Source organism: Moraxella sp. K127, from assembly GCF_015223095.1.
Taxonomy (GTDB): Bacteria; Pseudomonadota; Gammaproteobacteria; order Pseudomonadales; family Moraxellaceae; genus Moraxella.
The window spans coordinates 21,660-33,293 of record NZ_JADFBZ010000034.1 but is presented as its reverse complement, the minus strand read 5'-3'; the positions used below and the strand labels follow the sequence as shown (position 1 = coordinate 33,293).

Here is an 11,634-nt window from a genome sequence, read left to right as displayed (position 1 = left end):
TTCGACAGGCTCACCACGAACGGTTTTCCTTATAGCATACTTTTTAAAACAAACTAATATTTCAAAAATTAGGAAAATTTTATGACAACACCAATCATTATCCCTGCCCTTGATTTAATTGATGGGCAAGTGGTGCGCTTGCACCAAGGCGATTATGGCAAACAAACCACTTATACATATAATCCCATTGATAAATTTGCCGAATATGTGAGTGATGGGGCAAGTTATTTGCACCTTGTGGATTTGACAGGGGCAAAAGACCCGAACAAACGCCAAATTACCCTGATTGAACAAATCATTAAATCTACCAATGCCGAAGTGCAAGTGGGGGGCGGTATTAGAAGCGAAGATGAAATAAAAGCCTTATTTGATATTGGGGCAAAGCGAGTGGTAATTGGCTCAATGGCAATCAAACAAAAAGACACCGTAAAGGATTGGTTTAAAAAATACGGTGCTGATAAATTTGTTTTGGCACTTGATGTGAATATCATTGATAATCAAAATTTTATTGCCATTAGCGGTTGGCAAGAAAATAGTGGTGTATTATTAGAAGCGATTATTGATGAATATCTAGAAGTCAGTCTTAGCCATATTCTTTGCACCGATATTAGTAAAGACGGCACATTATCAGGCAGTAATGTGGCATTATATCAAAACCTAACCGAGCAATATCCCACGCTGAATATCCAATCATCAGGCGGAATTGGCAGTCTTGATGACATTAAAGCCATAAAACAAACCAACGTTTTTGGCATTATCGTGGGGCGTGCGTTATTAGAAGGCAAGGTGGATTTGAAAGGGGCGATACAATGCTAACGAGCCTAACCAAAAGAATCATCGCTTGCCTTGATGTCAAGGACGGGCAAGTGGTCAAGGGCGTGCAATTTCGCAATCATGAGACCATTGGCGATATTGTAGAGCTTGCCAAACGCTATGCCGATGTGGGCGTGGACGAGCTCGTGTTTTATGACATTACTGCTTCATCGGACGGTCGCACGGTGGACAAATCGTGGGTGGAGCGGGTGGCACAGGTCATTGACATTCCTTTTTGTGTGGCGGGGGGCATTCGCACGCTCACGGACGCTGAGACGCTGTTTAATTATGGGGCGGACAAGGTGTCAATCAACTCGCCTGCCCTTGAAAATCCTGACTTTATCAGTCGCCTTGCTGAGCGGTTTGGCGTGCAAGCGGTGGTGGTGGGCATTGACAGTTGGTACGATGACAGCACCGACACCTACTGGGTCAATCAATACACAGGCGATGAAACCAAAACTCGCAAAACCCAATGGCAAGTCATCGATTGGGTTAAAGAAGTGCAAGCCCGTGGGGCAGGAGAGATTGTGCTGAACATGATGAACCAAGATGGCGTACGACAAGGTTATGATTTGACTCAGCTTGCCCTTGTCAAAGCCCACTGCACCGTGCCACTCATCGCCTCAGGCGGAGCAGGGCAGATGAGCCATTTTTATGACGTGTTTAACATTGACATTGATGGGGCATTGGCGGCAAGCGTGTTCCATAAGGGCATGATTGACGTGGGTGAGTTAAAGGCGTATTTGAAAGATAAGGGCATTGCGGTGCGTCCTGTTTGATGGCAATAAAAGGGGCGTATTTTCGCCCTTTTTTATCAATTTTTAAAAATATACAAATGTAAACTTTAAATTTTGTAAAAACGTGCTAGAATAGGGCGTGTTGAACATTGATAACATTTTTATAAAAATAAGATGAAAATTTGACAATTTTAATCAATTTTTGCATGAAAAATGGCTATCCGACCACTTAATTTAAAAAGTTAAGTTAAAATCTTAAAAACTTATATGGTTAAGTGGTCGGATTGTTTTTCTGCGTCAAAAACTTGTCTGATAGAATGACTATCAGCCTACGTTTTTTCCTTGAAAAACGGGCGATTTTTCCTATTTTTCATTGCAAATACCAATATTCAACACGCCCTAAGCCAATTTGTAACAAAATTTTTAGGAAGATGCCATGACTTCATTAGCACGCCCTGCCAAAACCCCACACCACGCACGCCCCGACCACGAACGGGTGGTCGTTACAGGCATGGGGGCGATTACCCCTGTGGGCAATGATTTGGACACCATTTGGGCAAACTTGACAAACGGCGTGAGCGGTATTCGTGCCATACCTGATTTTGATGGCTGTGAGATGAGTGAATTTCGCTCTCGCATTGCAGGATTGGTTAAGGATTTTAATGCCAAAGAATTTTTGAACCCAAAAGAGATTCGCCGATTTGATGAATTCATACACTACGCCCAAATTGCCTCCGCTCAGGCCTTATACCATGCTGGCCTGATAACATGTGTCAAGGGTGACAGCTTGCCTGTCAATGTAGATGGCGAGCGTTTTGGTGTGGTCATGGGGTCAGGGATTGGCGGTGTACAAACCATTGAAAACAGCCGTGATACCTTGCGTGAACATGGAGCAAAAAAAGTCTCGCCCTTTATTATCCCAGGTTCCATCGTCAATATGCCTGCAGGACTCATCGCCATTCGCCACAACCTAAAAGGAGCGAACCTTGCCACATCGACCGCTTGCACCACGTCCACGCACGCCATCGGGCTTGGGGCAAGGCTCATCGCCTATGGCGACTTGGATGCAGTATTGGTGGGCGGTAGCGAGAAGGCAAGCACACCGCTTGGCATGTCAGGCTTTGGGGCGATGCACGCCCTATCCACTCGCAACGATGAACCCATCCGAGCCTCTCGCCCCTTTGATAAGGACAGAGACGGCTTTGTGCTTGGGGACGGTGCAGGGGCATTGGTACTAGAAAGCCTCGCTCATGCCAAGGCTCGTGGGGCAACGATTTTGGCGGAAGTGGTCGGCTTTGGCATGAGCGATGACGCAAGCCACATTACCGCTCCCCCAACAGACGGTAATGGTGCTAAACGTGCCATGCAAAACGCCTTGACCGATGGCGGTATCTGTGCAGATAACATTGGCTATATCAACGCCCACGGCACAAGCACGCCCGCAGGGGACGTGGCGGAGAGCAGTGCCATCGAGAGCCTGTTTGGCAAGGATATTCTAGTCAGCTCCACCAAGTCCATGACAGGGCATTTGCTTGGGGCGGCAGGGGCGGTAGAAGCCATCTTTACCGTGCTTGCCTTACAACACCAAACCCTGCCCCCCACCATCAACCTAGACAACCCCGACCCTGCTTGTACGCTTGACTACATTCCCCACACGGCAAGGGCAGTAAATGGCGTGGATTATGCCATCTCTAACAGCTTTGGCTTTGGCGGGACGAATGGCAGTTTGGTATTTGGGCGTTGGGCTTAGCGGGTTTTTATTTTCAAAAAAATACCAAAATATTAAATTTTGGTATTTTTGATATCAGGAATTTTTGGAATGGTAATAATACAAATACGCCAATCCAATCGGTGCGATAAAAACAGCAAACACCCAACACAACATCATGGTCATGAGTTTGAAAAATAAGTATATCGGAGCAGGAAACATGAATAGGTTGTCGCCCAATACATAATCCACCACACTTTCATAAACAAATCTTGAATAAGGATACAGAAACTGCATGACCGTAAAAATAATCACAGTCATGATATCGCCAGCTTGAAAGCCTTTGCTAAACAGCATATAAAGTATCAAGCCATAAAAAATACAACCAAATAAGAAATGGCGGATATAATACTGCAACGACAATCCGCCAAAGGTTTTTGCGATAAAGTTCATTTTTAACTTCCTATTTTGCCCCAACTAATAATTTTAAACAGCTAGCAACAGCCACAAGCCCCTTGCTAAATGTTAGCAATCTTATTATAATCTATCCCTAATATTACACAACCAACCCCAAGTAACACCAAAAACCCACTTTTAGGGATACATACAGGACAAGTAAGCCATGCCATTACATGACAACATTCGTAAATTTAGAGAGCAAAAACAGTGGTCGCAAGAATACATGGCAGAACAGCTCGGACTGTCCAAAAACGGCTATGCCAAGATAGAGCGTGGCGAGAGTCGCCCAAGCCTTGATAGGTTGGAGCAGATTACGGCGGTGTTTGGGATTGGCATGACCGATTTATTCAGTGATGAACGCCAAAGCATTTGCTTAATTAGTGAAAATAGCCAACACAGCTCCAATTATTATCATAGCGACAATGCCCTAATTTTGGAAAATGAGAAATTAAAATTAGCCCTTACCCACAAAGATGAACTACTCACCCAAAAGGACGAACAAATTACCCTATTAAAAAATATGGTTGCGGTGTTACAGTCATCTTAATTTACCATTTAACTCCCCTTTAATACGGATAATTTACAAGAATTATTCTCAATTCTCTTGTTTTTTGCTTATTTTTGGTATATTATAACATTTTATTTATCCTAGGTTATTTATTCCAGCTCTGACAGGAGAGTATCATGCAAGTACTATCATCACTCAAATCCGCCAAAACTCGCCACGAAGATTGCCAAGTGGTTCGCCGTCGTGGTCGCACCTTTGTCATTTGCAAATCCAATCCCCGTTTTAAAGCCGTACAAGGCGGTAAAAAACGCAAATAATTGGGTGTTATGTCTCCCGAACCGCTCTTTATGGGGCGGTTTTTTTGTAATTACTTATGTTAAAATGTCGCTGTTTTGTACAGATGGGCGGGCTTGCGTTGTCAAGGGCGGGTTATTTTGTTATGATAATCGTGTTTATACTACACTCCCTTTATTAGGAAAATATTATGAAAATCAAAGCCTTATCTTTGTTAGCTCTAACTACCTTTGCCCTAAGTGCCTGCGTGAGCACCACCGGCACCAACAACGCAACGCCCAACGTATATAGCACCACACAAGGCGGACAAACGGTCAATATTGACGTCTCTGAGCTTGGCGGCTTGCAAGGGGCATTTAACAACGCTCTATCCCAAGCCGTTGGCGAACTCAAAAAGCCGACCGTACTAACCAACATCACCAATTTCACCACCGAGCGCAAGACAGTGCAAGGCAAAGAATACGCCATGCTCTACTTTCACACCGCCGATGGTAAGGTGTATATCGGGCGTGCCAATCCTGCCGACCTAACCCAAGAGAAAATTGACCGCTTTAAAAAGGTCATCGGGGCAACGGTCATCGGGGCTATCCCTGCACAAGGTCAGCCGAACCACTTTGTCATTCGTGATATTAAGGATTTTGTGTATTAATAGATGGATTAAAGGCATGGGGCAACTCATGCCTTTTTAACATTAAATTTAATTTTCAAATTGGACTTTAACACCAACTAAAATAACCAACACACCAACCACAAGGAGCGACAAGCCATGAGCCAGTCAGACATTTTTAGCACACTCATTCATCATCACGACATTCAGCGTAAACTGTGCCAAGATTTTCAACGTGCCATTAGCCAACAAGACCGCCCCAAAGCCGAAAGTGCTTTTATTCCCCTAAAAAATGAGCTAGAAGCCCACGCCGCCGCCGAAGAGCGTCATCTGTATGTGCCTGTGATGGCATTTGATGACGGGTTAGAACTCTCTCGCCACGCCATTGCTGAACATCATGAGATGGACGAGATGATGGCGGTGCTGTCCGATGGACGAACAGGGGACGAGCGGTTTTTTAAGACAGCACAAGAGCTTATTGATGAGACCTTGCACCATTTAAAAGAAGAAGAAAATGAGTTTTTTAAAGAAGCCAGAAAACTGCTTGACAAACCCACCCAAGAGCGACTGGGCAAGTTATATCAAGCCGAACATCAGGCATTTGAAGATAAGCATGGGGAGTGATTGTTTTACAATGCAGACCCAAACCGCTTTAAAAATGGTAAAATAACCCATGAATTTTGACATCATACCACCCATTACTGGTAAAGATTGCTTTGCCAAAATGGGTGCTATCAGAGACATTAACCGCCTAAAACGACCTATGGCGGAACTAATTGGAAAAAATGCAAGGGCTTTTGCCTTGTCAAAATAAACAACGAAGTCTATGAAGCCGAAATCCATTGGTACGAATATCATGGCATTGGTGCGGTTGAGTATATACTCAATTCATATCAAAACCATACAAAAAACCGTTCGCCCTGAGCTTGTCGAAGGGTAACGGTTTTTCCTTATCATGGTTCGACAAGCTCACCACGAACGAAAAAACCTTTGTTGTGTTTTGAATAGAATTCACTATAAAATCAAAAGGTTACTATCATGAAATGGTTGTTGTGCATTAATAATAAAGACTACCCTGCCAGTTTGGAAGCCATGAAACTTTACAAACAGCTAGACGACCCAACCGCAGAGCAGTTGGGCATGGTGCGAATCATCGATGAAAGTGGGGAAGATTATCTGTATGCCAATTCCCTATTTATCCAAGTGCCTGCCGTCTTTGGCAATCACATAGACATGGCTTTATCCGTCTAGTGCTGGACTTATTGAGTTGCCAAACAACCTTGCAAAGCGTTAAATCTGCCGATACACTTCATTAAACGGCACACGAAACCGCTCGCCCCATACACCCTGCTCGCTACGCAGACCGCACGACACCACCATGTTAATCTCGGCGGTGGCAGGCAGTCTAAGCAGGGTCTTTATCATCGCCCCGTCAAAGCCCTCCATGGGACAAGTATCAAGCCCACGCTCACTCATGGCAAGCATGAACGTCTGAGCGACCAGCCCACAACTTTTGTGCATGACGATGCGAATGTCATCTTTTGAGACGTCCTTTTGCATGGGGCGAACCTTTGAGATGGCACACGCCACGCCCTTTCTTGCCGTCCCCACCAGTGGCACATCTTGGGTGTAGAGCAGGGGCATGAGCCGATTATAATAATGGTCAAACTTCTTAATGCGTCTGTCCACCTTATGAGCAGGGCTATATGTACGCACGTTTTCACGCTCAAAGGCAAATACCGATGTGGCACGCTGTCTGTGCAAATCAGGGCGTATCACGAACACCACCATTTGGTCGGCGGTCGTGGCAGAGCTTTGGGATAGGCAGGCTTTGGCGAGTGTGGCGAGTGTGGCTTTATCGGTGATGTGATAGCACTCGTACAGTTGCATATTAGAGCTGGTCGGGGCAAGTGTGGCAAGGGCTAGGCAGTCCTTGACGATGTTGGGGTCAATCGGCGTGGGTAAGTACTCACGCACGGCACGGCGATGGTGCAAGATGTCAGATAGGCTCATAATCTAAGTCTGTTGGATGTGAAATAAATATTATAGCATGGTTGATGCGGTGATGATTTGGCATTTTTGCATAAAAAAGGGCGAATTATTCCGCCCTAATACTTTTTAAACATCTTCAAAAATGCATATCGCCCTACATCCAGTCCCTATCCGCCACTTCTTCGACATCACTTGGCAGACGAGTTACCAGCACTTGGTCAATCTTATAATGGTCAATGTCCACCACTTCAAATTTTAGATTTTCATGCACCACAAAATCGGCAGGGCGTGGAATCTTTCGCAAGCGATACATGATAAAGCCCGCCAACGTCTCATAATGATCCCAATCTTCAAACTCCACCACATCAAGGGCGTGCTTGACATCATCAATGGGCGTGCTACCGTCAATAAGCCAAGAATTTTCATCACGGCGGATAATCTGCTGTTCTTCTTCAATGGGCGACCCCCAGTCTCCCATGACCGTCATCATGATGTCGGACAATGTGATGACCCCGACCACCCACGCATATTCGTTGATGACGACCGCAAATTTTTCTTTACTGGCACGAAATTTATCCAAAAGTTCGGACAAAGTGAGCGTATCAGGGATAATCAGCACGTTACGAATGGTAGATTCGTTAAGCTGTACAAAAGATTGGTTGTTGAGCAGTCTTACCAAAATGTCCTTGGTGTCGACATAGCCGATGACTTGGTCAATGGTCTCATTGCACACCAAAAATTTGGAATACGGAAACTCGGCTATCTTTTGTCGCATGGACTCTTCGGACTCGCCCAAGGTAAAATACACCACATCTTCACGCACGGTCATCGATGACGGCACAGTACGCTCTTCTAGCTCAAAGACATTTTCAATAAAATGCTGTTCTTGTTGCAGCACCACACCTGCTTCTGCCCCTGCATCCATAATGGCGGAAACGTCATCAAAGGTAATGCTCTCTTCTCGCACGGTATTGATTTTGAACAGGCGAAACGTGGCGTTGGCAATGCCATTGATAACCCACACAAGCGGTTTGACCACCTTGATGACCACGAGCATGGGATTGATGACCGCTAGGGCGACCTTTTCGGGGTTTATCATCGCAATGCGTTTGGGAATCAAATCAGCATATAGGATAAAAATCAGCGTTACCACCGCAAAGCTCGTAAAAAAGGCGATGCTCTCTGTCCATTGCCCTTGATAAAACTGTCCGATAAACTGGGCAAAATAAGGACGCAACGCCCCTTCCCCCACCGAACCGCCAAGAATAGCAACGGCGTTTAGACCGATTTGACTTGTCGCAAAAAAGTCCGCCGAATTTTCTTGCAAATCCATGATTTTGTCGGCACGATTGTCGCCCCCTTCGGAGATGAGTTTTAATTTCAATTTTCTTGCCCCTGCCAAGGCAATTTCAGAAATTGAAAAAAAACTTGACACCAATATCAATATGGCGATCAAAAATAAATGTTGTAATAAATCCATGTGAATGCTCAAAATGTTTTGTCATAATTTACCCTGCTCTCAACCTTATAAGTCGTATGGTAGGGTGCGTACCACGCACCTTTTGAGTAGAAAATCTTATTGGTGCGTGATACGCACCTTACTGCCAATGGGTGTATTTTAAAGCTAAATGATTATAAGATTAGGATTTGGGTATTTTTATAGTTTATCAATTTTCGTTTAAATTTCAAGTACAAAGACGTACGCCCACAAAAAAGGGCGAACGCTCGCCCTGATGTTATTTGGGTTGGCAATGTATTACTTGCCCTTTTATTCCGCTTGCCATGTCGGTCATGAGATACACATAGGCAGGCATGATGTCTTCGGGTGTTTTTAGGGTCAAAGGATTCTCCCCTGGAAAGGCGTGGGCTCTCATGTTGGTGCGAGTCGCCCCTGGGTTGATACAGTTAAACCGCAAAGCAGTGTGGTTTTTGGTCTCTTCGGTAAAAATGGTACTCATGCCTTCTATCATCTGTTTGGATAAGGCATACGCCCCCCAAAAGGGTCGTACTTTTGCCACGCCAGAGCTTGTAAACACCACCGAACCACTGGGGGCGGACATCAGTAGTGGAAACAGAGCTTGGGTGAGCATAAACACGGCTGTGGCATTGACGTGTATGACCTGCTCAAAGGTAATGGGGTCATACATCTCCAAAGGTGTCAATGCCCCAAGCACGCCTGCATTATGTAGCACGCCGTCTAGTCGCCCAAACTCTTTTTGAATCAGGGTCGCAAGCTCATTCATCTGGGCAAAGCTCGCCTTTTCTAAGTCCATGGGCAAAATGGCGGGCGTGGCAAGTCCCAAGCTCTCTATCTCATCATAGACCGCTTCTAGCTTGGACTGCGTTTTGCCAAGCAGAAGTACAGTCGCCCCACATTTGGCATAGGTTAGGCTTGCTACCTTGCCAATGCCGTCTCCTGCCCCTGTTACTAGGATAATTTTGTCGGCTAGGCTGTCGTTGGTAGGGGTATAATTTAAAATGTTTGGTGTTGTCATGGTTGGGTACTGATTTATTTTATTAAGGGAAAATTAAAATATGGTTAAATTTAAATAATTTTATACTTGCTTAACTTCAAAATACACCACCGTAGGGGCTGGCTCTGCACGCCCAACCATGCTAGTTTTACCAACGGGCGTGTTCAACACGCCCCTACAAGCCTGTGGCAAATATTAGGTTCGTCAGGTATATTTCTTCTTTAAAGGGGGTGTATTACACACCCTAAGGGCGTACTTATTTTATCAATGAAAAATTAAAAAGCGGTTAAATTAAAACATTTTAAAATTGGCAATGGCTTAAACCAACCCCAGCACCAACCGCCCCAATTCATCAGGCGTATCCACCACCTTATCCGCCCCCCACTCATGGGGATTTTCATCAGGAACGATATAACCAAACCCCACCGCCACTGTCATCATGCCAGACGCTCGCCCTGCCTGTATGTCTCTGATGTGGTCGCCCACATAAATACAATTTTGTGGGTCAATGTCTAGCTTTTGACACGCCAAAAACATCGGCTCGGGGTCGGGCTTGGTATTTGCCACATCATCAGGGCAAACCAACACCGCACAACGCTTGGCAAGGTCTAATTTATCAAGGAGCTGTTCTGCCAAATATCGGGGTTTATTGGTAACAATGCCCCACGCCACGCCTTTATTTTCTAGGGCATCAAGCAAAACGTCCAAACCGTCAAACAGTCGACTGTCCACACAAATGTCCTGCTCGTACAAATCCAAAAACTCTTGACGATAGGCAAGCATTCGCTCGTCCGTGTCCGCCATGTTTGCCAGCTCATCGCCAAACATCAAACGCACCATTGCCCTAGCCCCTGCCGAGACCTGCTCACGAATGGCGGTATCAGTGGGGCAAGGGTGATTGTGCTTGGCACACATGAGTTTGATGATGCGGATAAAATCAGGGGCGGTGTCAATGAGCGTGCCATCTAAGTCAAATAAAACCGCTTTTAGCTTTGTCATATCAGCCCACCGCCTTTGGGCTTTGACCCTTGCCACTGCCTTTGGTAAAAGACATCATGTAGTTGACGTCCACATTGCTATCGGATAGCCAAAACCGCTTGGTTAGAGGGTTATAATGTAGCCCCGTCATGTTATCACGAGCAAATCCTGCCTTGATAGCCATGTCATCAAGCTCGGCAGGCGTGATGAATTTGTTAAAATCGTGCGTGCCTTTATCCACAAGGCGTAGGACATATTCTGCCCCCACGATGGCAAACAGGTAGGATTTAGGGTTACGGTTAATGGTGGACGTTACAAACACGCCATCGGGCTTTAACAAGGCAAAGCACGCACGCACAATCGCAGACGGGTCAGGGACGTGTTCTAGCATTTCCATGCACGTTACCACGTCATACGTTCCTGCCTGCTCTTTGGCAAGCTCTTCTATCGCCACACAGCGAAAGGCGAGCGTGTCGGTCATGCCTGTCCGCTCAGCATGAATCTGCCCTGCTTGCAGGTTTTGCTCCCCCAAATCCACGCCCAACACGTCCGCCCCACGCACCGCCATAGAATGCGACAAAATACCGCCGCCACAGCCCACGTCCAGCACCTTTTTGCCATTTAATTTTGAACCAAAAAAGGTACACGTTTGGTCTTCTATCCAGTCAAGGCGTAAGGGATTGATGTCGTGCAAGGACTTAAATGCCCCTTGTCTGTCCCACCACTCATCAGCAAGGCGGGTAAATTTGCCAATTTCGTCAAAGTCGGCATTGTGGGTGGTGTGTGCAGTCATGAGCTATCCCAAATGATAAATTGACTTATCTTACCATTTTTGGCGGTTTTTAACCACTTTTTCCCTTGCTTTTCGTGCAGATTTTGGCAAATTTTGTATTGTCTATTTAAGAATGCTTAAATTTTAGGCAGATTTCATAAAAATTTACATAATACAACGCTTGATTAAGAATTCTATTACCCAATTTTGGCAAAAATAAGTTAAACTATGCGATATTTTTATTTACCCATATTTGGTTTTACCAAAACGATTTGTTGGCACTGTGCCAATC

At 45.3% G+C, this 11,634-nt stretch carries 14 protein-coding genes; 8 read left to right on the top strand and 6 right to left on the bottom strand.

Going from position 1 to position 11,634, the window contains the following annotated elements:
• Positions 1-81: 81 nt before the first annotated feature.
• From hisA to fabF, 3 genes are all read left to right on the top strand, one after another.
• Complete coding sequence (gene hisA, locus IM753_RS08545) at positions 82-816, top strand: 1-(5-phosphoribosyl)-5-[(5-phosphoribosylamino)methylideneamino]imidazole-4-carboxamide isomerase (protein WP_194109091.1); 735 nt, start codon at positions 82-84, stop codon at positions 814-816.
• Positions 810-1,592, top strand: a complete 783-nt coding sequence (gene hisF / locus IM753_RS08540; protein ID WP_065254939.1) for an imidazole glycerol phosphate synthase subunit HisF — start codon at positions 810-812, stop codon at positions 1,590-1,592. The genes hisA and hisF overlap by 7 nt, the downstream gene beginning before the upstream one ends.
• 394 nt (positions 1,593-1,986) lie before the next feature.
• Positions 1,987-3,300 (top strand): beta-ketoacyl-ACP synthase II, encoded by a 1,314-nt coding sequence (gene fabF / locus IM753_RS08535; RefSeq protein WP_065256848.1) that lies wholly within the window; start codon positions 1,987-1,989, stop codon positions 3,298-3,300.
• A 54-nt stretch (positions 3,301-3,354) separates the two neighbouring features.
• Here the strand turns inward: fabF and IM753_RS08530 are convergent, their stop codons facing one another.
• Positions 3,355-3,711 (bottom strand): hypothetical protein, encoded by a 357-nt coding sequence (locus tag IM753_RS08530; protein ID WP_065256847.1) that lies wholly within the window; start codon positions 3,709-3,711, stop codon positions 3,355-3,357.
• 169 nt (positions 3,712-3,880) lie between these two features.
• Between IM753_RS08530 and IM753_RS08525 the strand changes: the two genes are divergently transcribed.
• The 5 genes from IM753_RS08525 to IM753_RS08505 all read left to right on the top strand — a co-directional run bounded on the left by IM753_RS08525 (position 3,881) and on the right by IM753_RS08505 (position 6,377).
• The gene (locus IM753_RS08525) at positions 3,881-4,264 is read left to right on the top strand and encodes a helix-turn-helix domain-containing protein (protein WP_064602132.1); all 384 of its coding nucleotides are present in this window, start codon (positions 3,881-3,883) and stop codon (positions 4,262-4,264) included.
• Between the two features lie 137 nt (positions 4,265-4,401).
• Positions 4,402-4,542, top strand: a complete 141-nt coding sequence (gene ykgO, locus IM753_RS08520; RefSeq protein ID WP_029103571.1) for a type B 50S ribosomal protein L36 — start codon at positions 4,402-4,404, stop codon at positions 4,540-4,542.
• A gap of 167 nt (positions 4,543-4,709) precedes the next feature.
• On the top strand, positions 4,710-5,168 hold the full coding sequence (locus tag IM753_RS08515; protein ID WP_194109090.1) for a hypothetical protein: 459 nt from the start codon (positions 4,710-4,712) through the stop codon (positions 5,166-5,168).
• Between the two features lie 117 nt (positions 5,169-5,285).
• A complete protein-coding gene (locus IM753_RS08510; protein ID WP_065256845.1) occupies positions 5,286-5,750 on the top strand; it encodes a hemerythrin domain-containing protein in 465 nt (154 codons plus the stop codon).
• Positions 5,751-6,164: 414 nt separating this feature from the next.
• Positions 6,165-6,377 (top strand): hypothetical protein, encoded by a 213-nt coding sequence (locus IM753_RS08505; protein WP_065256844.1) that lies wholly within the window; start codon positions 6,165-6,167, stop codon positions 6,375-6,377.
• Positions 6,378-6,416: 39 nt separating this feature from the next.
• Here IM753_RS08505 and IM753_RS08500 read toward each other — a convergent pair whose 3' ends face one another.
• From IM753_RS08500 to ubiG, 5 genes are all read right to left on the bottom strand, one after another.
• A complete protein-coding gene (locus IM753_RS08500) occupies positions 6,417-7,139 on the bottom strand; it encodes a nitroreductase family protein (RefSeq protein ID WP_065256843.1) in 723 nt (240 codons plus the stop codon).
• A gap of 133 nt (positions 7,140-7,272) precedes the next feature.
• Positions 7,273-8,598, bottom strand: coding sequence for a hemolysin family protein (locus tag IM753_RS08495; protein WP_065256842.1), 1,326 nt, complete (start codon positions 8,596-8,598; stop codon positions 7,273-7,275).
• Between the two features lie 256 nt (positions 8,599-8,854).
• Complete coding sequence (locus IM753_RS08490) at positions 8,855-9,613, bottom strand: YciK family oxidoreductase (protein WP_194109089.1); 759 nt, start codon at positions 9,611-9,613, stop codon at positions 8,855-8,857.
• A 297-nt stretch (positions 9,614-9,910) separates the two neighbouring features.
• On the bottom strand, positions 9,911-10,591 hold the full coding sequence (gph, locus tag IM753_RS08485) for a phosphoglycolate phosphatase (protein ID WP_194109088.1): 681 nt from the start codon (positions 10,589-10,591) through the stop codon (positions 9,911-9,913).
• Position 10,592: 1 nt separating this feature from the next.
• On the bottom strand, positions 10,593-11,363 hold the full coding sequence (ubiG, locus tag IM753_RS08480; protein WP_065256839.1) for a bifunctional 2-polyprenyl-6-hydroxyphenol methylase/3-demethylubiquinol 3-O-methyltransferase UbiG: 771 nt from the start codon (positions 11,361-11,363) through the stop codon (positions 10,593-10,595).
• Positions 11,364-11,634 lie beyond the last annotated feature (271 nt).